24 protein-coding genes are annotated in these 26,903 nt (G+C 56.5%); 7 read left to right on the forward strand and 17 right to left on the reverse strand.

The genetic code is table 11. The features are described 5' to 3' along the window. Nucleotides 1-96 precede the first annotated feature (96 nt). From ACY692_RS07615 to purE, 4 genes are all read left to right on the forward strand, one after another. Complete coding sequence (locus tag ACY692_RS07615) at nucleotides 97-2,343, forward strand: LPS-assembly protein LptD (RefSeq protein WP_462324755.1); 2,247 nt, start codon at nucleotides 97-99, stop codon at nucleotides 2,341-2,343. Nucleotides 2,344-2,345: 2 nt separating this feature from the next. After that, complete coding sequence (mutL, locus tag ACY692_RS07620; RefSeq protein ID WP_462324756.1) at nucleotides 2,346-4,196, forward strand: DNA mismatch repair endonuclease MutL; 1,851 nt, start codon at nucleotides 2,346-2,348, stop codon at nucleotides 4,194-4,196. 118 nt (nucleotides 4,197-4,314) lie between these two features. Beyond that, nucleotides 4,315-5,589, forward strand: a complete 1,275-nt coding sequence (gene purD / locus ACY692_RS07625) for a phosphoribosylamine--glycine ligase (protein ID WP_462324757.1) — start codon at nucleotides 4,315-4,317, stop codon at nucleotides 5,587-5,589. Between the two features lie 54 nt (nucleotides 5,590-5,643). Continuing rightward, nucleotides 5,644-6,129, forward strand: a complete 486-nt coding sequence (purE, locus tag ACY692_RS07630) for a 5-(carboxyamino)imidazole ribonucleotide mutase (RefSeq protein ID WP_462324758.1) — start codon at nucleotides 5,644-5,646, stop codon at nucleotides 6,127-6,129. Nucleotides 6,130-6,236: 107 nt separating this feature from the next. Here purE and hflC read toward each other — a convergent pair whose 3' ends face one another. Further along, complete coding sequence (hflC, locus tag ACY692_RS07635) at nucleotides 6,237-7,082, reverse strand: protease modulator HflC (protein WP_462324759.1); 846 nt, start codon at nucleotides 7,080-7,082, stop codon at nucleotides 6,237-6,239. Between the two features lie 24 nt (nucleotides 7,083-7,106). Further along, on the reverse strand, nucleotides 7,107-8,207 hold the full coding sequence (gene hflK, locus ACY692_RS07640) for an FtsH protease activity modulator HflK (protein WP_462324760.1): 1,101 nt from the start codon (nucleotides 8,205-8,207) through the stop codon (nucleotides 7,107-7,109). Nucleotides 8,208-8,615: 408 nt separating this feature from the next. Between hflK and ACY692_RS07645 the strand changes: the two genes are divergently transcribed. From ACY692_RS07645 to rnhA, 3 genes are all read left to right on the forward strand, one after another. Continuing rightward, nucleotides 8,616-9,989, forward strand: a complete 1,374-nt coding sequence (locus ACY692_RS07645; protein WP_462324761.1) for a phosphomannomutase/phosphoglucomutase — start codon at nucleotides 8,616-8,618, stop codon at nucleotides 9,987-9,989. A 75-nt stretch (nucleotides 9,990-10,064) separates the two neighbouring features. Further along, nucleotides 10,065-10,508, forward strand: coding sequence for a hypothetical protein (locus ACY692_RS07650; protein ID WP_462324762.1), 444 nt, complete (start codon nucleotides 10,065-10,067; stop codon nucleotides 10,506-10,508). Then, nucleotides 10,501-10,983 carry a ribonuclease HI gene (rnhA, locus tag ACY692_RS07655; RefSeq protein ID WP_462324763.1) on the forward strand — a complete coding sequence of 161 codons (483 nt, stop codon included), beginning with the start codon at nucleotides 10,501-10,503 and terminating at the stop codon, nucleotides 10,981-10,983. The genes ACY692_RS07650 and rnhA overlap by 8 nt, the downstream gene beginning before the upstream one ends. A gap of 206 nt (nucleotides 10,984-11,189) precedes the next feature. On the opposite strand, the gene mrtJ is transcribed toward rnhA, so the two are convergent. The 15 genes from mrtJ to ACY692_RS07730 all read right to left on the reverse strand — a co-directional run. After that, entirely contained in the window at nucleotides 11,190-11,621 is a 432-nt protein-coding gene (gene mrtJ / locus ACY692_RS07660; protein ID WP_462324764.1) for a JDVT-CTERM system glutamic-type intramembrane protease MrtJ, read from the reverse strand. Between the two features lie 70 nt (nucleotides 11,622-11,691). Continuing rightward, a complete protein-coding gene (gene gspN, locus ACY692_RS07665; protein ID WP_462324765.1) occupies nucleotides 11,692-12,558 on the reverse strand; it encodes a type II secretion system protein GspN in 867 nt (288 codons plus the stop codon). 97 nt (nucleotides 12,559-12,655) lie between these two features. Then, nucleotides 12,656-13,180 (reverse strand): hypothetical protein, encoded by a 525-nt coding sequence (locus tag ACY692_RS07670; protein WP_462324766.1) that lies wholly within the window; start codon nucleotides 13,178-13,180, stop codon nucleotides 12,656-12,658. 190 nt (nucleotides 13,181-13,370) lie between these two features. Next, complete coding sequence (locus ACY692_RS07675; RefSeq protein WP_462324767.1) at nucleotides 13,371-14,960, reverse strand: PilN domain-containing protein; 1,590 nt, start codon at nucleotides 14,958-14,960, stop codon at nucleotides 13,371-13,373. A gap of 252 nt (nucleotides 14,961-15,212) precedes the next feature. Next, on the reverse strand, nucleotides 15,213-16,292 hold the full coding sequence (locus tag ACY692_RS07680) for a type II secretion system minor pseudopilin (protein WP_462324768.1): 1,080 nt from the start codon (nucleotides 16,290-16,292) through the stop codon (nucleotides 15,213-15,215). After that, entirely contained in the window at nucleotides 16,289-17,074 is a 786-nt protein-coding gene (locus ACY692_RS07685) for a PulJ/GspJ family protein (RefSeq protein ID WP_462324769.1), read from the reverse strand. The genes ACY692_RS07680 and ACY692_RS07685 overlap by 4 nt, the downstream gene beginning before the upstream one ends. A 1-nt stretch (nucleotide 17,075) precedes the next feature. Next, entirely contained in the window at nucleotides 17,076-17,462 is a 387-nt protein-coding gene (locus tag ACY692_RS07690; protein WP_462324770.1) for a type IV pilus modification PilV family protein, read from the reverse strand. A 100-nt stretch (nucleotides 17,463-17,562) separates the two neighbouring features. Continuing rightward, on the reverse strand, nucleotides 17,563-18,090 hold the full coding sequence (locus ACY692_RS07695; protein ID WP_462324771.1) for a prepilin-type N-terminal cleavage/methylation domain-containing protein: 528 nt from the start codon (nucleotides 18,088-18,090) through the stop codon (nucleotides 17,563-17,565). Continuing rightward, complete coding sequence (gene gspG, locus ACY692_RS07700) at nucleotides 18,053-18,514, reverse strand: type II secretion system major pseudopilin GspG (protein ID WP_462324772.1); 462 nt, start codon at nucleotides 18,512-18,514, stop codon at nucleotides 18,053-18,055. The genes ACY692_RS07695 and gspG overlap by 38 nt, the downstream gene beginning before the upstream one ends. Before the next feature lie 155 nt (nucleotides 18,515-18,669). Next, complete coding sequence (locus ACY692_RS07705) at nucleotides 18,670-20,376, reverse strand: ExeA family protein (protein WP_462324773.1); 1,707 nt, start codon at nucleotides 20,374-20,376, stop codon at nucleotides 18,670-18,672. Nucleotides 20,377-20,890: 514 nt separating this feature from the next. Next, entirely contained in the window at nucleotides 20,891-22,117 is a 1,227-nt protein-coding gene (gene gspF, locus ACY692_RS07710) for a type II secretion system inner membrane protein GspF (protein ID WP_462324774.1), read from the reverse strand. Nucleotides 22,118-22,379: 262 nt separating this feature from the next. Continuing rightward, on the reverse strand, nucleotides 22,380-22,529 hold the full coding sequence (locus tag ACY692_RS07715) for a hypothetical protein (protein ID WP_462324775.1): 150 nt from the start codon (nucleotides 22,527-22,529) through the stop codon (nucleotides 22,380-22,382). Nucleotides 22,530-22,707: 178 nt separating this feature from the next. Further along, entirely contained in the window at nucleotides 22,708-24,414 is a 1,707-nt protein-coding gene (gspE, locus tag ACY692_RS07720; protein WP_462324776.1) for a type II secretion system ATPase GspE, read from the reverse strand. Further along, the gene (gene gspD / locus ACY692_RS07725; protein ID WP_462324777.1) at nucleotides 24,414-26,348 is read right to left on the reverse strand and encodes a type II secretion system secretin GspD; all 1,935 of its coding nucleotides are present in this window, start codon (nucleotides 26,346-26,348) and stop codon (nucleotides 24,414-24,416) included. The genes gspE and gspD overlap by 1 nt, the downstream gene beginning before the upstream one ends. Nucleotides 26,349-26,497: 149 nt before the next feature. Then, on the reverse strand, nucleotides 26,498-26,903 hold a 406-nt coding region (locus ACY692_RS07730; RefSeq protein ID WP_462324778.1), incomplete at its 5' end, for a hypothetical protein.

A 26,903-nucleotide genomic window follows, 5' to 3' on the forward strand; every position in this document is an offset into this window, starting at 1 on the left:
ACCACCTACCGTATCATGCCTTCAATACCATTATATACCTCGCTACGATCTCTCCTCCTCGTCTTCCTCTTTCTCTGTTGCCTTCCCATAAACACCTTGGGTGCAACAAATACCGGTACGGATGTTGCCTGGAACCTCCAGGCCGATTCCGTCCAAACCCTGGGTGGGGGCGAAATAACAGAGGCAAGGGGCAATGTTTTCCTGTTTCAGGACGACAACTACCTTCAGGCCGATTACGCCAAGTACTACAAATCCACCCAGTGGCTCTACCTTGAGGGCAGCATAAAGGCCAAATGGGACGGTGATTTTCTGCGAGCCGACACGGCCGAATTCGATCTGAACAATCGTGTGGGCTGGCTGACCAACGGTCAGGTGTTCATCGAGGCCAACCATGTGTATGTCAAAGGGAAAAAAATCCACAAGACCGGGGACAACACCTACACCTTCGACCAGGCAACCGTGACCTCGTGCGACGGCACCCGGCCCGCATGGTCTCTAAAAACCAGTTCAGGCGAAGTCACAATAGAGGGGTATGCCCGCCTCTGGAACCCCAGACTCCAGGTCAAGGGCCGCCCGGTTCTCTATTCGCCCTACCTGGTTGTTCCCGTAAAAACCAAACGCCAGAGCGGCTTCCTCCTTCCGGATCTGGAAATAAGCAAGCAGCTCGGCACGCACATCAATCTGCCCTACTACCAGGTCATTGACGAAGAAACCGATCTGACCCTGTACGAAAATTTCATGAGCAAACGTGGTCTTATGCAGGGAGTTGAATTCCGTACCACCCCGGACCTGGACACCAAGACCCTGGTTCGCTTTGACTGGCTCAGGGATCATCAGGACTATAGAGACGGAGAGTACACCTCGAATGATTGGCAGCGCCCTCATGACGACCGGTACTGGCTGCGGGGCAAATTCGACGGCTATCTCTTCTCAACCCTGTGGCCGACCAAGATCGATCTGGATATCGTCTCCGACTACCAGTATCTCCGCGAGTTCAACGACGGATTGAGCGGCTTCGAACAGAGCAGGACCGATTTCACGGAAGAATTCGGCCGGGACATTGAGGACGATGACGATTCCCTGCGGGAAAACATCCTTTCGGTCCGTCGGAATTGGGCCAGCATGGGGGTGGAATTCCGTCTCGAATACACCCAGAACCTGGCCTATTTCAACGACAACTCGGATAAGGATCCGGCCCTGAACCCGACCCTTCAGCAGCTTCCGGAAATCAATTTCAACGTGTACAAACACCAGCTGGCTTCCACCATGTTCGAATGGGAAGCCACCTCCCAGTACACGTATTTCTGGCGGGAATACGGCACCAAGGGATCCAGGCTGGACGTCCATCCCAAAATCAGCCTGCCGCTGCGATCCGGATTCGGGACAGTCATCCCGAAAATCGGCTGGCGGGAAACCCTGTACGCGGTGGACCGGTTTGAAAACGTGCCGGACTCGGTGGACACGGGCGACAAATACCCCCTGCGGGGCATCCCGGACGCCTCTGTAGAGATGACGACCACCTTATTCAGGATATACGACTTCCAGCCCCTGCCGGCTCCGGACAAGGACAGCCTGGGCAGTTCCGCCTGGACCAAAATCAAACATACCCTTACTCCGGATATCGAATATGCCTGGATTCCGAATACCTTGAAGGACCAGCAGAAAAATCCCCGGTTCGACAGCGATGACACCATCTATCCCGAGAGCAACCTAACCTATTCGTTGACCAATCTCCTGACCCGCAAGCGGATGACAGTGATCAACGATCCGGCAACCCAGGGCAATTCAACGACTGCCCGGGCGGACTACCTGGATTTTTTCCGCATCAAACTAGAACAGAGTTATGACTTCCGTGAAGCCGAGCGGACCGAGGACGCGGATGTCTATCCCACCCGCCCCTTTTCCGACATCGAGGCGGAGCTGACCATCTACCCCAAAAAATATCTCAGTCTGACCTCCTCCTCCTGGTATTCTCCCTACCTCAACCGCATCACCGAGCACGAGCACACGGCCCGGGTCTTTCTCGACGACCTGGCCAGCGCGTATTGCGGGTTGGATTTCGTGGACCGGGAACAGGAATACAAATACAAGACAAACTACCTGGGTGCAGGCGACCGCTCCCGCATCCTGACCCTTGGCGGCGATGTGGCCCTGCCCAAGGATTGGTTCCTGGCCGTGGACTACAAGGCCGATCTCGAGGACGGTAAAGACCTCGATCGCAAAATGACCCTGACCTACAAACACCAATGCTTCACCTTTGAATGTTTCTTGTCCAAAACCGACACCGACGAAAAAATTGCCTTCATGATCACCCTGTACAATCTGGGATCCATGGGAGGATGACCATGCACCCGACAATCCGCGTTCTTCCCCCGGAACTCCAGAGCCAGATCGCGGCCGGGGAAGTTTTGGAGCGACCGGCCAGCGCCATCAAGGAACTTGTGGAGAACAGTCTAGACGCCGGTGCTAGCAACATAACCATTGAGATCGACGGGGGTGGGCAGGAACGGATCATGGTCCAGGACAATGGTCGGGGCATCCCGGAAGACGAAATCCCCTTGGCCCTTACCCGCCACGCGACGAGCAAGATATCCCGCATGGACGACCTGCAGTCCATATCCAGCTTCGGATTCAGGGGCGAAGCCCTGGCCAGCATCGCTTCGGTCTCCCATACCCTACTGACCTCCGTGGTTCCAGGAGCGGACCAGGGGACCCAGACCGAGGTCACCCATGGCCGGATTTTAGAAACCCGGCCGGCCGCCATGGGCCAGGGAACACGCATCGAGGTCAGGGATCTCTTCGCCAATGTTCCGGTCCGGCTCAAATTCCTCAAGAAAACCGTCACCGAGGCCAGAAGGTGCCAGGAGGTTGTGGCCCAGCTTGCACTGGCCCATCCGGACGTATCCTTCTCTCTGGCACACAATGGGCGGACTATCTACGCATTCCTCGCCGGGGAAAACCTGGTGGATCGACTCGACCGTATCTGGCCCCCCAGCCTTATGCACGGGCTTGCCGGCATCGATTACTCCCGGAAGGGGATGACCGTTCGGGGGGTCATTGGATCCCCCCAGCAGGCCCAAGGGCGTGGGGACCGGATCATCATCTACGTCAACGACCGCCCGGTTAAGGACAAGCTCTTGCTACGGGCCCTGAGGCAGGGCTACAAAGGGACATTGCTGTCCAAGGAATATCCGCAGGCGGTCCTCTTCCTGTCCATCCCGGCAAAAGAGGTGGACATCAATGTACACCCCGCCAAGACCGAGGTACGGTTCCTGGACGAACGGACGGTCTTCTCCATTGTCCAAGGGGCGGTACAACAGGGGCTCGAAGTGTTCCGAGAGCTCCAGGGACCGGGAAACAGCCCCTCTGCCGCCAGTCCCCAAGAGACCCACCTCGGTCTGCCCAATCAGGAGGACATGCAGCCCGCCGGTTCCAGGCCGGGGCCAAAGGACAGCGAACTGCCCAAATTTTCATCCATCCATGAAGCCCAGCGACTCTTCGGATCCCGGGAAAATACCCAGGCCCAGCCAGAGAGGGACCCCTCTCCCCGGATCGAAGCGGATCCGGCGCCGGTCCACAACGGCACTCCATCTCCGTCCAACGACCACCAAACTCGGCCATGCGTCCCCCCCCCGGCTCCCCCGGCGCACGGATGGACCTATTTGGGACAATTCAACCGGACCTATCTCATCCTAAACGCCAATGACGATACCCTGATCCTCATGGACCAACACGCGGCCCATGAACGGATCTTGTACCAGGCGTTCTCATCGGCCGGCAACCGAGGTGAACACCAGCGGCTGGCCATTCCTCTGGAGATGTCCCTGCATTCGGCTGAAATAGAGGTACTTGACAGATTATGGGGGGACCTCGGCAGACTCGGCTTCACTCTGGAACGTTCCGCCCCCCGGACCCTGCTCATCAGGTCCATCCCCGTGAATCTGGAGACAAGTGGGGCCACGGCCTATCTGAGAACGGTTCTTGGGGAGCAATCCAAAGATATGGACGCCCTGTGGACGACCCTTGCGTGTAAGAGTGCCATCAAGGCCGGGCATGTGCTCACCTATGACGAGGCCATGCATCTCATTGAAACATGGTCGCAATGTTCCAACAACCGTTACTGTCCCCACGGCAGACCGATCCTTGTCCAGTGGACCGTTTCCCAACTCGAAAAACTATTCAAAAGAAAACCTTGAAGCAGCAGACAGGCGAACGTAGGAGTGTCCGTTCCGACTCCTCCCGGTACCGGAACCCCGTTCTGTGGGGCGGTGGAGCGAACCCATCCGGACCTGTCCGTACCCCAGGAGAATCCCCATGAATATTCTACTTGTAGGATCAGGTGGCAGAGAACATGCCTTGGCGTGGAAAATCAATCAAAGCCAGCTGTTGACAAAATTATATATAGCCCCCGGAAACGGCGGGACCGCCTTGGAAGGGGAAAACGTGGCCATTGGAGCGGACGACATCCCCGCTTTGGTCAGCTTTGCCCAGGAAAAATCCATCGATCTGGTGGTTGCCGGTCCGGAACTTCCCCTGGTCCTGGGACTCAAAAACGCGCTCGAGGAGAAAAACATCCCCTGCTTCGGTCCCGGTGCCTATGGAGCGCAACTCGAAGGATCCAAAGGATTTGCCAAGTCCGTGATGGAGGAAGCCGAGGTGCCCACGGCCGATTTCGCGGTATTTGACGACCCCTCCATGGCCAGAGAATATTTGGCAAGGCAGACCATGCCCGTGGTCATCAAGGCGGACGGGCTCGCTGCCGGTAAGGGCGTTGTCATTGTCGACAATGTGCAGGAAGGACTGGACACCCTTGAAGAGATGATGGGGGCCAAGATATTCGGTAGTGCCGGGAGTCGTGTGGTCATCGAAGAGGCATTGCAGGGCGAGGAGGCTTCCTTTCTGGCCTTTTGTGACGGCCGCACGGTCGTTCCCCTGCCCTCGTCACAGGACCACAAACGGATCGGCGAGGGGGACACCGGTCCAAACACCGGAGGCATGGGCGCGTACAGCCCGGCTCCCATTCTGCCCCGCAAGGACTATCAGGCAACCAGTGATCTGGTCCTCAAGCCGATCATTCAGCACCTCGACGCCATGGACCACTCTTTCAAGGGGGTCCTTTACGCGGGACTCATGTACACGGACAAGGGGCCCTATGTTCTGGAATACAACGTCCGGTTCGGGGATCCCGAATGCCAGCCCCTTTTGGCCCGTTTGGACACGGACATCGTCGAGATCATGCTCGCCTGTATCGAGGGCCGACTGGACAAGATGCGCATCTCCGTCAAACCGGAACACAGCCTGTGCGTTGTCCTTGCGGCCGACGGCTACCCGGGCAGTTATGGCAAAGGGATGGAGATCACCGGGATTGAGGATGCCGAAACCATCCCAGGGGTCAAGGTTTTCCAGGCCGGAACCCGACTCGAAAACGGCAGGACCCTGTGCAACGGCGGACGGGTTCTCGGCGTGACAGCCCTGGGCCGGGATCTCGAAGAAGCCCAGGCCAGGGCCTACCGGGCCGTGGACAAAATCAACTTTGACGGCAAATGCTATCGCGGGGATATCGGCGACAAGGGATTGTCCCGGGAATAAAAAAATCCCTTGCAAAAGATCCATACCGGATGGATCACCATCCAAGGAGAAACCATGCCCAAAGTAGCCATTTTCATGGGAAGCATCTCGGATGAGGACAAGGTCCGTCCCTGCGCGGACATTCTGGAAAAACTCGGTATCGACCACCTCCTGACCGTGACTTCGGCCCACAGGACTCCGGACCGGACAGCACGCCTGGTCAAAGAACTGGAGAACCAAGGGTGTCAGGTGTTTATCTGTGCCGCAGGACTGGCCGCCCACCTGGCCGGGGCCGTGGCCGCCAAGACGAGCAAACCCGTTCTGGGAATACCCATCACCGGTTCTCCCCTCGGGGGCTGGGACGCCCTGCTGGCGACCGTCCAAATGCCCCCGGGATTCCCCGTGGGTACCCTGGCCCTGGACAAGGTCGGAGCGAAAAACGCGGCCTGGCTGGCCGCCCAGATCATTGGCCTGAGCGACCCGGAGGTGGCCCAAAAAATCGAACAGGAGCGCGAGGCCATGCGCGGAGACGTTGAAAAAGCGGCCCAAAGCCTGCAATGACGACAAAAAATCCCCCCTGGACAATGTGTCCAGGGGGGATTTTTCTTTTTTCCAGGCATGATAGGACCGATTGCTCAAAGCATCCGTTCTATATCCCTGGTCTGTCGCTATTTCTCATATCCCTGCAGAAACTCCAGGAATTCGTTTTCCGGAGTCATGATCAGCCGGGTATTCTTGGACAACCCCCTCTTGTACGCCTCCAGACTCTTGACGAACTTATAGAATTCCGGATCCTGCCCAAGTGAGGCGGCATATATCTCGGTGGCCCGGGCATCGCCCTCACCCTTGAGAACTTCGGCCTTCTTCTCTGCCTGGGCGAGCATGATGGTCCGTTCCTTGTCCGCTCCGGTGCTGATCTTCACTCCCTGCTCGCGCCCCTCGGAACGGTACTGCTTGGCCTGGCGCTCACGCTCGGCCCGCATGCGTCCAAAAATGGCCTTCTGGTTTTCCGGGGGAAGATCGGTCCGTTTGATGCGTACGTCGAGGACCAGGATACCATAGTCCTTGAGCAGGGAGTTGGCCTTGTCAGTGACCTGGGTCATAATCTCGGCCCGGTCGCTGGAAACTATTTCCGTCAGGGTGAACCGGCCAAGAGAGACCCTGAGCTCTGCATAGATGATGTCATCGAGCCGGGAACGACCGCCCTCGATATTGTGCACGGTCCGGTAGAAGAGCAGGGGATCGCTGATCCGCCACCTGGAATAGTTGTCCACAACGAGATTCTTCTTGTCCTTGGTCAGAATCTCCGCAGGCGGGGCATCGTATTCCAGGATACGGTGATCGAAAAAAATCACGTTCTGGACAAAGGGCATCTTGAAATGCAGCCCGGGTCCGTTCTCGTCGCCTACGGGTTTACCGAGTTGGAGGACAATGGCTCTTTGGGTCTGATCGACGATATAAACCGACTGGAACAAACCAAGGAGCAAGGCCACGGCAATAATCACGAATATCATTGGTAGTTTTCTTTCAGCCATGGTCTACTTACCTCCCTTGTTCCCACGTGTAACGTTCTTCGTACCCAGCATTCTGCCCGCCTGGGACTGTTCCCCTATCCTGTCCAGTGGGAGATATGGAACGGCCCGACCCATGGCCTCGCTGGAAATGATCATCTTCTGGACGTTGGGCTGGGACAGAATGGTCTGCATGGTTTCCAGGTACATCCGTTTCTTGGTGATGTCCTTGGCCTTGTCGTACTCACGCAGAACAGCCAGGAACCTGGAACTGTCACCCTCGGCCTTGTTTATCACGGACTCCTTGTAGGCCTCTGCCTTGTTCACGATGGAGGCCACTTCACCACGGGTCTTGGGGATCAGGTCATTGCGATAGGCCTCGGACTCGTTGATGAACCGGCTCTTGTCCTCCTTGGCGCTGGCCACATCCTTGAAGGCGTCGATAACCTGCTTGGGCGGATGAACATCCTGGAGCTGAACGGCTACGATACTGATCCCACTGGTATAGTGGTTCAGTATGGACTGCAGGAGACGCTTGGTCTCGTTCTGGATGGCGAACTTGCCCGTGGTCAGGGCGTTGTCGATTTTATTGTGTCCGATGACCTTGCGCATGGCCGCTTCGGCGGCATCCTTGACCGTTTTTTGGGGCTGACTGATGTTGAACAGAAAATTCTGGGCGTTCTTGATCTGGTATTGGACGATGAATTGCACACTGACAATGTTCTCGTCACCGGTAAGCATAAGGGCTTCTTCGGGGAAGACCCTATTCTGCCCAACGTTATACCCCCGCGTTGCGCCGGACCTGAAACCGACTTCGATACGGCGCACCTGCGAGACCTTGGGCGTCTGCACGGTTTCAAAAGGTATGGGCAGATGAAAATGGGGGCCGGCCTGAGTGGTCCTGTTGTAGGCACCAAACCGTTGGACAACCCCGACCTCGTCCGGTTCGACAATATAGACCCCGCTTGCCATCCAAAGGACAACGATGACGAGGATGACCAACTTTCCACCCGGCAACTTCATCTGCCGGATCTGCTTGATCTTATCATCCAGATTTCCCAGATCCGGTGCTTTCCCGGGCTGGTGCCTCTGCTTCTGCTCTTGCAATTTTTCCCAATCCCAACTCATAGATTTCTCCGAATAAAAAGGTGTGTGTCCCGGAAAAGACCCCTCCGTGGCCACCGGACTCTGGAACAGGGGCAACGCACATGCCCCCTCCACGTTCCCGCCCAATGGGTAGCAGGACCCATTTCCTTCCTGTCAGGCAACGTTCACAAAATATGCATCAAATGGAGAGCTGACAACCCCTTCAGCCCATTTGTTTTTTTGACTTTTACCTCTGGGACGTCTACTCCTTCCCAGAATTGCTCACGGCAACCATGGGTCAACGACAATCGCCCACACAAATGTGGACACGGGAAAGCAGTGGGGTACGGATCGTGCATTCGTACAACCGATCCCTACCGCAGCCCCCCCCTCCTGCGGGGTTCTGCTCCATCGGACCAACCTTTCCAAAATAACATACAGGATACCCTAATGAAACCGATCAATCAATCAATTTTCAGAGCCTACGATATTCGGGGCATCGTAGACACCGATTTCGATGAGGAATGGGTGCAAACCCTGGGCCGCGCCTGTGGGACCTTCTTCAGGAACAAGGGGCACAAAAGAGCGGTTGTCGCCCACGACTGCCGACATTCCTCACCAGGGTACCAATCCGGCATGGTCCAGGGACTCATGGAATCCGGGATCCATGTGACCTTTATCAATATGGTGGCCACCCCCCTTTTCTATTATGCGGTCAAAAAAATGGGGCTCCATGCCGGAGTGATGATCACCGCCAGCCATAACCCAAAGGAATTCAACGGATTCAAGGTCTGGGAGGGGGAAAGCACTGTGCATACCGACGACATCCAGACCATTTATTCCATCATGGCCTCTGGTGACTTTGTCCAGGGCGAGGGAATGGCCACGGAAGTGGACATCGTCCCGGCCTATCTTGAAGAACTTTCCTCACAGACAAAACTCGAGCGGCCCGTCAAGGTCGTTGTCGACGGGGGTAACGGGAGCGCCGGACTGGTCTGCGTCCAGCTTCTGGAACAGATCGGGGCTACGGTCATTCCTCTGTACTGCGAACCGGACGGCACCTTTCCCAACCACCACCCCGACCCGACCGTTCCGGACAATGTTCGGGATCTCAAAGCAGCGGTCCTCGAGCATGGGGCCGAACTCGGGGTCGGGTTGGACGGAGACGGCGACCGCATCGGGGTGGTCGATGAAAAGGGGGACATCCTCTACGGGGACAAACTCCTGGCCATCTATGCCCGGGAGGTCTTGGAAGACCATCCCGGGGCCACGGTAATCGGTGAGGTCAAATGTTCCCACTTACTCTACGAGGACATAGCCGCCCATGGGGGGAGCCCTTTGATGTGGAAGACCGGGCACTCCCTGATCAAGGCCAAGATGCAGGAGACGCAGGCACTTCTGGCCGGCGAAATGAGTGGACACATGTTTTTTGCCGACCGGTTCTACGGATTTGACGATGCACTCTATGCGGCCCAGCGGCTGGTCGAAATCCTGGCGGGAAAAAAACAGGCCCCATTGAGCGGGTTTCTCTCATCCTGGCCCGTCACCCACAACACCCCGGAAATCCGTATGGAGTGCCCAGAAGGGATCAAATTCAATATTGTCCGCAAGGCACAGGAATACTTCAGTAACGGATTCGAGATGAATGACGTGGACGGTGTGCGGCTGACATTTAAGGATGGATGGGCCCTACTCCGGGCGTCCAATACGCAACCGGTCCTGGTTCTGCGTTTCGAGGCGGAATCCGAGAAACGGCTGGAGGAAATCAGGGAAACCATCGAACATCCCCTGCAGGATTGGATCAGGGAATTTTCCAAGAAGTGAGGCCAATACCCCGTGTTTATCCCCAAGATTTCAAACCGCCCCGAGGATACGCCGATACGTCGATTTTTGCGTTTCATGGGACTTATCGGGGTGTTTGTCCTTGTCGGAGTCCTCTACTGGCATTATTATGAAGACTCTTTTGACAAAATCCAGGCCAAACAATCAATCTGGGACCAGACCAAGACACTGACCACAGACCAGAAACAGGCCATCCAGTCCTTTGGAAGAATGCTCAAGTCCCGCTACGGAGTGGATCTTAAGCTCAAAATCACCAAAGAATCCGTGATCGTGCCGACGCTCAATCCCAGGACCCTGTTCATCGGCATCTGTCCTGAAAGAAAGGAGGTCACGGTCATATTTCCCCCGCTCGTGCGATCGGCCCTGGGAAATCGGTTCGAGGACTTTCTGGCCCAGGAACATTTCACCTCCTATTGGAAGAAGGGCAACTGGCCCCAGGGACTGGGTTCGGCTCTGACCCTTCTCGGAGAGAGACTCGAACGGTTGGACAAGAATGGATAAAGCAAATGAACTCCCCCACGTAAATGCGTATACGGATGGCTCAGCCCTTGGAAACCCCGGCCCCGGGGGGTGGGGTACTGTTCTCAAGCACGCGAAAAAAAACAAGGAACTTTCCGGCGGATTTTCCCGGACAACCAATAACCGGATGGAACTCCTCGCAGCCATCAAGGCTCTCGAAACACTGACCCAAAAGGCGAACGTGGACCTGTACACAGATTCCAAATACCTCTGTGATGCGGTGAACAAACACTGGATCAGGGGATGGGTGAAAAACGGCTGGAAAACATCCGCCAAGAAACCGGTCAAGAACCAGGATCTATGGACCCGCCTCATTCCACTACTGGACAAACACGAGGTCCACTTCCATTGGGTCAAGGGACACAGCGGCCATCCTGAAAACGAGCGGTGCGATGCCCTGGCCAAAGAAGCGGCGTCAGGATCGGATCTGGCGGTTGATAAGGGGTATGAGGGGTAAGGACCAAGGATATACGCTAGAGGATATAGGATGTACTTACACACAATCTCGTAGGGGCGATTCATAAAGCGCCCGTTTTTGCAGCCCCTCGGGAGGGGCTGCAAAAACATTCTTTGGCATCCTGCATGGATAACGGTTATTTTTGCGACGGGGCGTATCACCCATTCCGGAAAATTCCAGGCATCGAGGTTGCTTCCCGCCTTTCGTCAGCTATTGAACAAACACCAATTGTACACAAAGTGGATGACAACCGGGGCCAGAATATTCCTATATCGTTCCCAGGCCCAACCGAAGATCAGGGAGGGGATGAACACGGCTGCGGCCCACAGGGGCGGATGATGGACGAAATGGACGCCCGTAAACACAGCTGATGTCAGAATGTTGGCCCAGGTTATTCCCGGGATCACAACCTGCCTGCCCCAGGCAAAGCCCCTTAACCATCCCTGGAAGCCGTACCTGAACACACATTCCTCGAAAGCCGCCTTGCCCAGCAGAACCGACCATCCCATGGCAACCCGCTGTTCGGGCAGCAACCAGGCCAGCATGCCCGCAGCAGCTACCAGGTAAAACAGGGAATCCCGTGTAAAAAACCATCCCCCGGCAAAAGGGTTCAGTCCTTCAGGGGATGCGTGGGACATCTTTTTCAAACCTGCGATCCTTCTGAGGTAAGCCCGAATGGCACAGTTCGCCTCCACACAACGAGAAAGATCAGCCAAGCAACTTGACCATGGGCTTCCCCAATGATCCGCTCAAACTCACCTTGTAGGTGGTTCCCGGGCGCATAACCAGAGAAGCCGCAGGAAATTGTTCCGCCACGGCACCATCGGGAGTGAGTGAAACGATCAGTTTCAGCCCGCTGCGTGCAAGAGGATGGCGGAGGAGAATATTCCCCGAGACCGTTCCCCTCATGCCCTTGCACGAAAACGCGCAGCTAACGATTTCTACCCGTCCCTTTTCCATGCGGACCACCACATCACCCTCACCATTGGCGACCGTGATCTTCCCGGACAGGGGCGTCTCCAGGCCAAACGCGACCCTGTCCACCCCAACCGTGGCATTGCCCGTACCCCGGGCGATCCGGCCCAAGGAGCCGCGAAACACGATCCCACCGGACGTTTCCCCGGAAGCACCTTCCAAAATTCCCATACAGCCCAGCACTCCCTGCAGCCCGACACCGTCGAAGGACAGACGACCATCGAATGTATCGGGCCGGTTCATGGGGGAAAGACGCCCCTCTCCATCCAGCGTCCCGCCAAAAACCCGTCCTTGCCAGGATGCATCCCAGGCCTTGCGCACAAACGACAAAGGCGAGATCCGGCATCCGAGTTCCTCGATCCCCACGGTCGGAAGACCGGGAACCCTCAAACATATAAGATCGACATCCTGCACCTCGAGCCCCAGAGGCAACAGCGGTTCGGCCTGCCCCACCCGTACCCGGACCGGGGGTGACTCCATCTTTGCCAACCGGGCATTGACATAGGCGGTGTACGGAAAACCGAGCCATAGACAGATAAGGGCAATAAGCACGGCGAACGAGATGTAGCCGAATATCCGTTTCATCCAGCCAACGATCATTGCCTGCCTCCAAGGCCCGCAATTGAACGATCGTCACGGGGAACGAACGAAAATTTCTTCCAAACCGGGTATATCATCTTTGAATATCCTTGTGGATTCACGACAAGGCCGACAGCACCAGATCCACGTCCAGCAGATTCCGGTTGCGCTGCTTGGACCGGATGGTCAACCGTTTCACCCGGACCTGCTCGGGTGCCGTTTCAATGTGGAAAAGATAGGGCACCAGGATCTCCAGATCCACGCCCGTGAGCCGCATCTCCACCAATTCTTCGGTGCGTTCCTCGGAAAGGGTCTTCTGGGCCGGTCGCATGAACACGATGTGCTTGCGCAGCCCGTCCTTGGCGGCCAGGGATTCCACAAACGAAAACAGGGTGAATTTTTCGGGACGCTTGAGTGCGGCCTTGCCCATGCGCTCCAAGGTCTTGTTCTGGCGCTCATACTGATCCCCAAGAACCATGAGTTCCTGAAGATACTCCCTGGACCGCTCGATCTTGACCCCGGCCCGGGCCCTCTTGGCCTGCAGGGGCACGATCCCCCACTGATACACGGCCATTCCCCCCACAACGATGAGAGCCACGGCCAGCAATATTTTTCTGGTTTTCGGATTCAGATTTTCGAGCATGATTGTCTCGTAGTCATAAAAAAATGTGGGTGCGCAGAACACAGCGTGCAGTCAAAAAACCGCATCGCGAGTCATAAGGGAAAATGAACCCGTTTCCCGTCTCCAATCTCCCGTCTCAAGTCTCCCGTCTCCCGTCTCCCTATATCATACATTCCTTTCCTGCGCACTGCGTACTGTACACTGCGCACTCCTACCCCCTGTCCAGCTCAAGGGTGAATTGCACCGTCCCATCCTTGGCCACACTTTTGGCACCCTTGATGACCGCTTGCGTAAAAAGCGGCGAAGATTGCAAACGTTGTTTCATGCGTTCTACGGTGGCAAAGCCGTCGGCCGATCCGGACATACGGACCTTTTTCCCATCGAGGGTGAGCATATCCAGGGTGACGTCGAAGGAGGTGTTCACCAGGGTACTGACGGCCTGCAGAATCTCGGTGGCCGAGCCACGGGGACCTTCATCATCGATGTCGCCCGCCTGAAAAACAGCCAGCCTGTCCTTGAGAATACTCACATACTGGGAGGGCCGCATGCCCTTGCGGACATCGGGCAAAATCTCCGCGACCTGAGTGCCTATCTGTCTGTTAAACATGTCCAGTTGTTCGTTCCTGTGCCGCAGATCACTCACGAGCGTGAACAGATAGACCCCGAGCAACAAAAAAACGCACACAGCCAGATGCACGATACGCTTACGGCGGTCCCTAAAAGTGGTCTGCGGAGCGAATGCACCGGTGCGGAAATTGAATCCCATATCCTGGGATCTGGCGCGCAGGGCAAGGCCGGCCGCATTGTGCATGAGCGAGCATTGCGGACCAGCGTTCTGGACCCCCCTGAAAAATTCCTTTTTGAGATCCACCAAGGTCTGTAGGGGAATATGCAGAGCGAGTTCCAGTGCCGGCCCAAGGGGCTGGACCAGACTTCCCCCTCCACACAGAACGATCTGCTCGGGCTTGGCACCACGGGCTTGCGGGGCCGTGCCCGCCCATCTCATCAGGACCTGGTTGACCATCGCCCCGATCTTTTCGGCCCATTTGGCACTATCATCTTCCGTCAATCCCGGTTCCATAGTGCCGGATGGATCCCCCCCGCGGCCATTGTCCCCATCTGTCAAAAAAGATCCAATGCCCGTGGCCATGAATCTGTGTTCCACGATGGTGCCCTGACTGACCAGAAACACCTCTGTCCCGGACCACCCGGCATCAACGACAACCAACGGATCGGGCACCGGGCCGGACTCTTCCTCGAGAAGGGCGAGCAGGCCGTGTCGGGAAAGATCGATCACCTCGATATTCAGCCCCACTCCTCGGAAGGCCTGAACCATGGAGGCAAGTTCCTCCCGGCTCATGGAACCGGTCAGAACCTTCTGGTCCCCTGTCCCGGTTTTGCCCTGTTTGGTGAACACGGAGACCAGATCCCCTACGGGCAGGGGGAGCATACCTTCAAGCTCGAAATCAAGAACCTGGGAAATTTTGGAGGAGCTGGTGAACGGAAAGGTGAGATGGCGGACAAAGACCTGCCGCGACGAGACACCCAGGACAATCCTGTCGCTTTCAAGCCCATTTTCAGCCACGGCCTGTGCGATAGTCCGGGCCGGCAGCTCATGGGTGCTGCGCTGCTCCAAACCGTTTTCTCCGGACGCTGCATTGCCGGTCGGTTCTGGTTCTGCCATGGAATCTCTGGGAATAATCGCGGTTCCCTTGACCACAGCCCCCTGCATGGACCGTTCGATCCGGACCAGTTTGATCAGGGAAGAGCCCACGTCAATACCGAGAATTGTTTCTGCCATATCCTTCACGCCCTTATGGTGTCGATTTCAGGGAAAAACACCCTTCATGCTGCGCTTGCACTCGTTGCCGTCAGCCCGACGCAGGACGGGATCTTGATGGCCGGGGACGTGTCCAAACCGTCAACGCAACGCCCCAATCAGAAAGATCCCGGATCAAGTCCGGGATGACGCCAGATTCCGACGTTCGCACTGCGCACTGCCTACTTCGCACTGCCTACTGCCTACTGCCTACTGCGCACTTGCTCATACCCTTCAAAACTTCACCCGATCCACCCGGACATTCTCGGGAATGGATTTCGCGGTATCCGGGTTCTCTTCCCGTTGAAGAGTCGCCATCCCCGTCTTGCTTATGGCACCGACCGTGCCCGTTGCCCGCACAGTAAACCAGGAACTTGTGGTCACTGCACCCGAAAAGGTGACAAAAGAGGAACCTTCCACGGCCAGCTCCCTGTACCAGTCCGATCGGGCCAGCTGGTCCTTGTTCCAGGCATCCCGTCGATACTCGTCCATGGCTTGGGCCAGAGGCAGGGCAACGTCTTTCTCCACATCCCGGGCAATGGCCTGGAGCACCAGGGGATGCGCGGTATTTATGTTCACCCCTCCGGTATATGCAACTGAAAGCAAATCCTTGAGCCCGGGAATCTCGGCCCCGTTGCCTTCATACAAAAAATCGACCAGATCTGCTGAAATCCCGAGTCGCTCGAGCACCAGACGAATCTCGTTCACATCAGTCAGGGGAGCATTGCGGCAGTCTTCCAATTCCTCCACATCCACAAGCTGCCCGTCCTGGAATTCCACGGGGATGGCGGTCTGCGTATCCCTGTCCATCCAGTCTTTAAGCCCCCAGACCACATATCTGGCAGCCTCCAGGGATTCTTCCTCGCCGATACCTGCCTCTCGAAGCATGGTCGAAACGATCCCCCCAAGGGTTTTGGCAACATCCTCTCCGCCGGTTCCAGCCTCAACAAGACGATTGACGGGATACTTGCCCTGCTCATCGATGATCTCAAGGCCAATTTCTCCGCTCAGGATCTCGGGAATCACGAAATCCCGGGTACGGGGAAACACGGCCCAGTCCTCGAGCAGGGTATCCACAATCTGCTCTTCTTCCTTGTCGGCGAGCAGGTCCTGATACAGCATGGCCTGGGCCAGGCGAATGCCGGAGATGGCCAACCGTTCGGCCTGAATCCCGTTACGAAACATGGTCGCCCCGGCCGTGGCCACCTGCATGGTTCGCATCCCATGGATCACGACAACGGCAAGCACGGAAAGAATGATCAGGGTCAACAAAAGCACTGTACCCTGTTGGGTGCCGGATGATGACTTTTTCATGACCCACCCGCCTCGGAGACCAGGGGACGAACCGTGATCTCGTAAGCAGTCGGAAACCCGTCCTGATCCACGGTCAGGGTCCAGCTGACCAGTCTGGGAACCACAAGCTGTTTCTCCTGTTTGCGGGCGGCTCCATCCCACGCATCGACCACTTCCCCATCCTCGGCCAGGTAGTGCGGCCCCCCCTCTTCACCCCAGACGAGTCCGTCGGCCAGTTCGATCTCCTGCACCTCCATTTCCGGATACAATCCGGCAAAGGGAAGCTCCCGGCGGAGCAGGATAAAGTTGCCCGATTCCCCGGCCTCATCTTCAGGCACGAGCACATAGGCAACCAGATTGATCCTCTGCAATCCCTCATCAGCCTCGAATCCCAGCGAGGACCGTGTGGGGAAGGACATGACCACGGTCCCGTCCTCATCGTCGGGCGGCATGGCCATCTCGATTCCGGTGAACAGGGGCAGATCGTCTGCAGTCCCATTGTCCTCGGTTCCGGTGATCGCTGCCGTGGCGTTATTCTCCAGAGTAGCGTTTTCCTCGTCGCGGTAGGCCCGTAGATCCGCAACGGTCATCGGGGCATAGGATCTGATATCGTTGGAGATCCGGGACACCACCATGCGCATCATCTGGTCCGTGCGGGATGAAGACTCTATCTCCTGGGCCACATCCAAACAGGATGCATAGACGCCGAAAAGCACGCTCATGACCGTGGCCGTGATGGTCAGGGCGACCAGGATTTCAAGCAAAGTGAACCCTGGCTGCTCGCCCCCTTGCGCGCGCCCCATCTCAACGCCCCTTTTGGAAGAAAAGTTCTTCGAGCACCAGCACCCGCGTCTGGTCAGAAGCAAGCCGGATGGTCAATATCCCCTTTTCCATGGTTTCCACATCCGTGGCCAGAATCTCGAATTCCCAGGCATACCGGTCGTGCGGAGGATCGAACGTCCCCTGCCACTCGCTCCACTCATCCAGGCCCACGGCCCCGACTTCCTCCATGAGATTCTGCCCGAGCATGCCGACATCGGTCATCTCCCGGGAGGCGATAAGGGCATCCTGATTTTCACCGCTCCCCTTGAGAACCGCCAAAAGCCCCACCGAAAGAATGATCAGGGCGACCAGAACTTCCATGAGGGTAAGGGCCGTTTGCGGGGAGCCGGGGGAGTGGGGAGTGGACATAGTGGACGCAGTGGACGATCCTTGATCGCGTGAAGTGGGGAGTGGGGGTTGCTTACCCCTTGTACCTTAAATCTTAAACCTTGGACCTTAACCCTGCCCCTTACCCATTAAAACCGTCTTCAAGCCCTTTGTCGCCTGAAACGACCACGGGACGTGGGTTGAAAGACTTCAGATAAATGGTCTGAATGCGCCCATCCTCGGCCAGGCAGTGGATCAGGGCGGGTTCGGCCAGGCCGTTGGGCAGGAAGGCCAGGGCTGCCATTTCTCCTTCGATGACTCCACCGGTCCGAAACAGGACTACGTCCCGAAAACGGGTTCCCTCGTCGGGCCGAAGGACGATGGTTCTTTCTTCCCTATCCAGGGCGGTTTCTTCGTCGGGCTCCATGGTCTGAGACGTATCGATGACCAGCAACCAGGGTTCCCGGTCGAGCATGGCCTGACTTCTGGCCTGGTCGACCCCGCTCAGCACCCGGTTCACGGTGGTGCGCAGGGAATCGCCGGCAAAGATCTTGTCCATGCCGGGCAAAACCAGTCCCAGGGTCAGCCCGATAATGAACAGGACCATGGTCAGTTCGATGAGGGTGAAACCCCTATTCGAGATCCCAACTCCTGATATCCGCGTTGACATCTTCTCCACCTTCCTCACCATCGGCGCCATAGGATATGATCTCCACATCCTCGTACTCACCGGGTGATATATACACATACTCGTTGCCCCACGGGTCCTTGGGAACCTTGGTGATGTAGCCCTTGTCCGGATAATTGTTGGGAACCTTACCCACGGTGGGTTTTTCCACCAGGGCAGCCAGCCCCTGTTCGGTGGACGGATAATCCCCGGCATCGAGCTTGTACTTTTTGACCGCGGTGAGCAGGCTCTCGATCTGCATCTTGGCCTTGACCATTCGGGCCTTGTCCGGCTCATCCATGAGCCTGGGAACGATAAGCCCGGCCAGAATACCGAGAATGACAATGACCACCATGATCTCGATGAGGGTGAACCCGTATCGTGAACGTGATCTTCCCTCGCGTTGATACTGCGTATTCATATGCATGACTCCCTGGTACCAGCAAACAATGTATATAGTATCGTTGATTCCGCTTTGCGCTCCACCATTCCAATCTCCCGTAGGGGCAGGCACGGGGGCCCGCCCCTACGGGTACGTTATGTACGATCTTGTACACAGTATCCTATATCATATATCCCAAATCATCTCCCCCCATGAACACGGTTCTCGAACATCCTTCCGCCCATGGAAAGGCGTATGCTGTCCTTCAAGATAACCTCGACCGTATACCCATCGCCCACGGATGCACCCTGCTTGACAATACGCTCGTTGACAACGGCCAGTCTGAACCGGGGGATGGGGTCCCAGACGATAGCGTCGACAACGATCCCCGGGGCCGGGGACAACACAAAATCCCCGGTTGCGGATTCCTGTCCGGTCGACTCGTTTGCTGCCGGCTGAGATTTTTCAGGCTGTACCGCCGGAGCCGTCTCTGCCTGTTTCTTAGCGGCAGCAGTTTTTTTGGCTCTCCTTTTGTGAACCGGCTTGATCTGAGCGCCCTGCTCTGGTTGAAAAGCGGTCGTCGCATCAGGGGTATCCGGGGGTATCTCGGCAGGGGATTCGGATTTCTCATGTGCATCGGCCGCCCCAGATCCTGCCTCTCTGGTCGCCAAAAGTTCTAGGATCTTTTCCAGTTTCTCTTCCACCTTGGTACGGGTTCCATTGCCCTGATTGCCGGCGGATTCCGACAAGGCAATGGTTGCGGTCTCGACAACGGTCGAAGCATTTGAGCCCGAAGCATTGGTCGGCAGCGGTTTCCGGGGGGGAACTGTCCCGTCTATCGATGTCTTATTCGCCGCCCCAACTATTCCAATCGGCTCGTTTTTTTCTCTGGTCTCGAGTACAACCGGTTCATCAACAACGACGGTAGGGTTGGCCGGATTCTTCCGGGGTACGGCGAATTCAGGGATATCGACCACACCGGGCGGATGGTCATGACCCAGGGTGCCTGCCCCCACGACAAGCCCGAACGTTAAAACCGTTCCCACGAGCACAGGCCCCCATAGTTTTGCCCCCGCATTGTTCGTATCCGGAAAAAGAATCGGAACGAAGACCGGATTTTTACACAGCAGAGTCACATCCCTGGAAAGGACCTTGTCGACCCGCCTCTCGTACATCCTTTCCAGAAGACGTTCGCAAACAAGGTTGATCAACCGCGGGTTCCCCCGGGTCACCTTCCAAATTTTAGATACCGCCCCGGGAGTAAACAATTCCTTGCCCGATCCGCCCGCCTGATCCAAACGGAAACGGATGTAGTCGGCAAGATCGTCCCTGCCCAGATCAGCAACCACGATCCGATTTCCCAGACGCTGGTTGAGAGAAGAAAATCGTGGTTGACGCAGGGTTTCCTGAAATTCGTTCTGACCGGCAAGGACCATCTGCAGAAGATGTCTGCCGTGATGCTGGATATTGGTCACGATGAGCAAAAACTCCAGCACATCCGGACTCAACAGATGGGCCTCGTCCAGAAAGAGGACGACCACCTTGCCCTGCCGATCCTGTTCCCGCAAAAATCCCGTCAGAACACGAACGATATCCCCGGAACCGGTAACATCCCCGCAAAGGCCGAACTCCAACAGAATCTGCCGCCCGAACTCCTGAACATCCAAAAAGGGATTGCCCAGATACCCGATGAAAAATTCTTCCCGATACCGGGTCTGGACATACCGGCACACAGTGGTCTTGCCCTGCCCGATCTCACCCATCACAAGAATGAGCCCGGCCCGTTCCCGAATGGCATGCACCACCCGATCAACGGCCCGGAGATGCAATCCGGAAGCAAAAAAATAGTCCGGATCAGGAGCGGTTCTGAAGGGACTCTGTTTGAGTCCGAAATAGGAAATATACATGGACGGCTGTAACTACAGTTTTAAGTGTTAAGTGTTAAGGGTAAGTAACCACTGCGCATAACTATCTATAGCAACACGACCCAAAACCCGTAGGGGGCGATTGATAAATCGCCCGTTTTTGCAGCCCCCCGGGAGGGGCTGCAAAAACAATCTTTGGCATCCGGGAGGGTTAACAGTCATTGTTGCGACGACCTTATTAAGGGGTACATTCCCCCCAAAAAAAGAAGGTGCTCTCAGAAGTCGCGGAAGACACAAGACTCGACAGCCGTCATCCCGGACTTGATCCGGGATCTCTATGGGTTTGGCTATACCTCCGACCTTTTGGATGCCTTCATGTCGTTTACGATCCCTGCCTACGCCGGGATGACGCCAATAGGCGACAGTTCACCTCCAGAAGCGACACACTGCTGCAATAACCACTGCAACCCCGACACCCCCACGCCTTGCCTTACCCCTTAACCCTTAAACCTTCCGCCTTCCCCCTAACCACCTAAAACGTAAAACCGCCCCTACCCTATCGTATCAGATGACTCATCTCAAAAATCGGCAACAGCACCGCCAGCACCACAAACCCCACAACCACCCCGAGCCCGAGGATCATGACCGGTTCGAGCAGGGACGTGGCCACGCCCAGGCGGGTTGAGACCTCCATTTCCGAGGTCTCGGCAACTTTGAAAAGCATGGCGTCCAGATGCCCGCTCTGCTCACCGGCAGCGATCATCTGGATGACGGTTTCCGGAAAAATTCCCTTGCGCGACAGGGGTGCAGCAATGCTCTCCCCCTCGCTGATCTCCTTACGGCTCGCATCGATGGCGGCGGCCATGACATCGTTGTCCACCACGTTGCGGACCACGTTCATGGCCGTGAGCAGAGAGACATCGTTCTTGAGCAGGGTGGCAAAAGTCCTTGCGAACCTGGAGATGGCCGCATGGTGCAGGATGGGTCCGACCACCGGAACCTTGAGCACAAAGGCGTGGAACCGGGCCCTGCCTCTGGAGGTCCGCACATACAACCGGAGCAGCAGCGTGATGATCAGAACGCCCCCAAACAGAACCGGCCAGTACTGCTGCAAAAAGGAACTGATGGCCATGAGAATGATTGTGGGCCGGGGCAGAAGCTGGCCGTAGTCGAGAAATATCTGGGTCACCTTGGGGATAACATAGGTCAGCAGGAAAAACACCACGGCAAGACCGGTGACGAGCATGAGCACGGGATAGGCCAGGCTGGTCTGGATCTTCCTGGTCAGGGCAAGTTTTCGTTCCTCGAAATCCGCCAGCTGTTCCATGACCAGTTCAAGGGTCCCGGATGTCTCGCCGGCCCTGACCAGAGCGGAAAACGTCGGGGGAAAGACCGAGCCGTGCTCCTCCAGGGCGTCGGCCAGACTGCTCCCTTCGTTCACCCGTTCCTTGATCTGGGTCAACACCAGGCGCAAGGGCCCGGGCTTCATCTGTTTGACCACCCCGTTGATGGAGGTGACCAGGGGAAGACCCGCCCCCAGAAGCGTGGACATCTGCCTGATGGCCGAAGCGAGCTGAACCCTTGAGATCCGGGACAGGGAGAACCGCGAGCCCCGGGAACCTCCGCCCCCTTTGCGCCGCGCACTCTTCACCTGCTTGATGACGGAAGGATACAATCCCTGACCACGCAATTTCTGCCCGGCCAGCCGCACGCTGTCCGCGTCAACGATCCCCTTGAGGGCCCGCCCCTTGCCGTCGATGGCCTTGTATTCGAAAACCGCCATAAGAACCCAAGATTAAAAATCCAATAACAAGCAAAGAATTCCGAGAAGGTAATAATCGCTCGAATATATGGCCATCCCGTAGGGGCGATTCACGGATCGCCCTTGTGGCAACTGGAAAGATTGATGCCGATGCACGTATTGGCCGGCGTTTGCGGACACGGGTCGTTCCCCACAATTGTTTTCCCTCGCCTCCCGGGGCTCGGTCAAACGGGCGGGTCCATATATGAATCGCCCCTACAACAAAACGCAATCCATTTGGTAACTATTCAGCACCATAACTCGGCATGAGGCAGTGGCTTTTCCTGGGAACGCCGAGCGTCTGCTCGGCCTTTCGGACACTGCCTAGTGGTATATCGTCATCGTTGATCCGACGGTACCATTCTCCCTGTTTTCTGCCGGTTTGTACACGCATTGCCGAGCAGACGCTCGGCGTTCCCGGAAGGGACAAAACAGGATCGGGCTATTGGTGGCTGAATAGTTACTCCATTTGAACATTCTCGGTGCATAACATCCTGCATCCTCTATCTTGCATCCTCTATCCCGTCTCTGTCCTGCAAACTGCGCCCTGCCTCCTGCGCACTGCGCACTCCCTAAACCTGCGTCACCCGCAATATCTCGCTCACCGTGGTCTCCCCTCTGGCCACCAATTCCATCCCGCTCTGACGCAAACTGCTCATCCCCCTGGCCACGGCGGCCGAGCGGATCTGGTTGGCGTCCGAGGTCTGCAGGATCAGTGAGGCGAGCTCCTCGTCCAGGTGCAGAAATTCATAAATACCTGTCCGGCCTTTGTACCCTGTTTCCAGGCACTTGGGACATCCCCCGGCCTTGTAGAGCGTCGTACCGTCAGGCATTTTCCCCAGCCCCCACTCTTCCAGCTGTTCCCGTGTAGGCTCGTAGGGTCTGCGACACTCGGGACAGACCTTGCGCACCAGCCGCTGGGCAATGATGGCCCGGACCGAAGAGGAGACCAGAAAGGGTTCGATGCCCATGTCGATGAGCCGGGTCACGGCCGAGGCCGCGTCATTGGTGTGCAGGGTGGAAAAGACCAGATGCCCGGTCAATGCCGCCTGGATGGCGATCTCCGCGGTTTCCAGATCACGGATCTCCCCGACCAGGATAACGTCCGGATCCTGCCTGACCATGGCCCGGAGTCCCCGTGCAAAAGTCAGGTCGATTTTGGAGGCAACCTGCATCTGGCCGATCCCGTCGAGCTGGTATTCGATGGGGTCCTCAATGGTCAGGATGTTCTTGTCCGGGGAATTGATATGGTTCAGGGCTGCGTACAGGGTGGTCGTTTTCCCGCTTCCCGTGGGGCCGGTGACCAGAACGATCCCGTGGGACAGGGTGATCAGCCGGTACATCTCCTGAAGCAACCGGTCCGGGAGACCGATCTCCTCCAGGGTCAGCAGCCGGATCCCCTTTTCCAAAAGACGCATGACCACCCGCTCGCCAAACGCCGTGGGAATGGTGGACACACGCAGATCCACCTGCCGGTCCCCGATGCGGATCTCGATACGCCCGTCCTGGGGGAGTCGTTTCTCCGCGATGTTCAGCTTGGCCATGATCTTGATACGGGAAACCACGGCCGAATGGAGCTTACGGGACAGAGACATTTTGTTGTAGAGCACCCCGTCGAGCCGGAAGCGGACATGGAGTTCGTGGTGGTAGGGCTCGATATGGATATCGCTGGCCCGGCCCTTCACGGCCTGAGCCAGGATATGGTTGACCAGCTTGATGATGGGCGCCTCGCTGGTCTCGTCCAGCAGATCCGCGCCCACCTCTTCCTCCAGACCGGTGAGCAGATCCTCGCCTTCGCCCTGGTCCAGATCCTGGATGATCTCGCTGGCCCCGTTATCCTCGGCCTGTCCGTAGACCCGGTTGATGGCCGAAAGGATCTCCCGTGCCGGAGCCAATGCTGCGGTCACGGCCAGGGGAGCGAACATGACATGCAGATCGCCCAGCACCTCATCGCTGTTCAGGGGGTCGTGGATCACGACCAGCACCTCGTGCTCGGTTTGCGCATAGGGCAGGACCAGATGTTTTTTGGCGTATTGGATGGGCAATGTGCTCACCAGATCGTAATCCAGTTCCCTGGAACCAAGATCATCCAGAATGTCCATCCCCAAAACCTCGGACCAGAAAACGAGCAATTCCCGCTCGGAAAGTTTCTTCTGCTCCACCAGAATACGTCCCACATCCCCGCCCTTGTCCTCCAGAATGGCATGGGCCTCGGCCACATCCTCGGGCGTGATCCGTCCCTTGCGGACAAAATATTCTTCGGGCGTCACGGCCACCATTATCTGACCACCATGGGACCGGCCACGTAGAGCGGCTTGTCAATGGGTTCGATCCGCCCCTGAGAGTTGTAACGCACGGATTCGATGAGCTTCATCTTGTCCAGAAAGACCTTCTGAGAATCCTCCGGACTGTTGACCACATGGGGAGTGAGAAAGACGAACATATTCTTCTTGCCCAATTTCTGGGAATCCGTCTTGAAAAGCCATCCCAACAGGGGAATATCGCCCAATCCCGGAATTTTGTTTGTCGTATCCGTGACACTGTCCTCGATCAACCCGGCAATGACAACGGTTTGTCCGTCGACCACCTCGACCGTTGTCTCGGCCTGCCGCTTGCGCGTTATCGGTGTCTTAACCAGGGCGGCAGTAGTCGCTGAGTCATCAACCCTACTCACTTCCTGAAAAATTTTCATTTTTACCGAGCCACGATCATTGATCTGGGGAGTCACTTTGAGGGTGACACCGACATCCTTGTACTCATAATTGGAATAATCTGTTCCAGCATCATTCTGACTCTGGCTGGTCTGGTAAGGGCGGTTCTCGGCAATAACCACTTTGGCCTCTTCGTTCTCCAGGGTCATGAGCTGGGGCGTGGAAATGATATTCACATCATTGTTGGTTTGCGAGGCCTGAACAAACGCCCCCAAACTGAAGTAATCCTTCCCATCGTACGAAAACGGCAAGGAAAGCACGCCAAAGGAAACCCCGGTTCCCCCCAGTTTTTTTGTCGCCGAGTCAACATCCGTCACCAGGCCTTCAGCATTGCCCGTTCCAAACATGAGGGTTTCGTCGCCCGAGGCCCCAAGCTTGCCGCCACCCTGCCACGAGACACCAAAATCAAAGGAGTCATCGGCAGTGACCTCCATAATGGCCGCCTCGACATACACCTGTTTTCTCGGCTGATCCAAGCCTTTGAGTACCTTGTGCAACGCCTCGAATTCATCCGGCTCAGCCGAAATGACCAAACTATTGGTTGGTTTGTCGGCCACGATCTTGACATCCGTGGAAATAATGGGATCCTTACCCTTTTGCCCGCCCTTGCCGGCCAGACCGGTAAGAACCTTGGAAAGTTCCTCGGCATCGGCATTGTCCAGATGCACGACACGGATAGTATCTTCTCCGACCGGAGTGGGATGATCCAAATTGTCCAGCAGCCGGATAACCTGGGCCATTTCCTTGGCTTGTGCCAAGACAACGATAGCATTGAGCCGTTTGTCAGCAACAACCTTAACGGTTGCAGGGGGTTTGCCGCCTTTTTTTACAGGCTGCACGATCTTGGCCACATAGCCGGACACATCCGCGGCATCGGCATGTTCGAGCCGGATAACATTAATGGTTGCATCCTCCATGGGCACATCCAGCTCGCCCACGATCCGGAGCAATCGCTGGATATTGGAAAAATAGTCGGTCAGGATGAGTGTGTCCGAGGGGTCGTAGGCAATGAGGACCCCCTCTTTGGAAACCATGGGCATCATGATCTTGCGCAAATCATTGGCCGGGGCATGCTGGAGGGGAATGATCTGGGTGACAAAGGTATCGTCCGGTCGATTCGTCCGTGTCGGCTTGAGACGTGTCTCGATATTCTTCTGCCGGGCCGAAACCGAGGGCACGACCTTGGTCACATCGCCCGAAGGTACAGCCGTCAGACCATTAACCTCGAGGACCGACTCGAAAACCTTGTAGGCCTCGTCCACATTGATCTGGGAAGGAGAAAGCACGGTGACCTTGCCCCTGACCTTGTCGTCGACCACAAAATTCTTCCCGGTTATCTCGCTGATGAACTTGATGAAAATATTGATGTCCACCTGATCGAAATCCATGGTGATATATTTGGATTCCTTGGAAGGCTGGGCTCCCACCGTAGTAGAGACGACCGCGATGACAACAAACAGCCCCAACAGAAGACAACCGGTTCGCTTACCCGAAAAATGCATTTGCTATCTCGCTTTATATACTTGATTGAAACCCACTGCCACTGATCATTCCAGACGCAGGGCAATATCCCGCTGTCGGCCGAATCGCTTGATATTCACGGAAACCCGCCCGCCCCGCTCCAATTCGTCATACAAGGCCGTGGCCTGATTCAGATTGGTGAGGGGGGCGCCATTGACCCCGAGGATGATATCATTACTCCGGGGAGTCCCAGCTTGGAAAAACCGCTGTTTTTAGCCAAGCTCCTGAGCTTGTATCCATTGATCCCACCGGATCTGTACCGTTCGAACCTGGCTGAACTGAGCAGGGAAGGAATATCCTTGAGGGTCCTTTGTACATCATCCCGGTCGAGAGTGACCACCTGAACCGGCGTTCTGTTAATGGACCGACCGGAACGCTGATTCTTTGCAGCTCCCTTGCCGTTTTTCGGGGTCTCCATCTTCAGGACCTCGTCCCGCTTGCCCGTATTCAGAACGACTGCATACCGAAGAATCTTCTTGATAGTGGCACCCTTGACGCTCTCACCTTCCCGGTACATCCGCTCGTTGCGCCCGTTG

The sequence above is a fragment of the Desulfoplanes sp. genome (assembly GCF_054921335.1).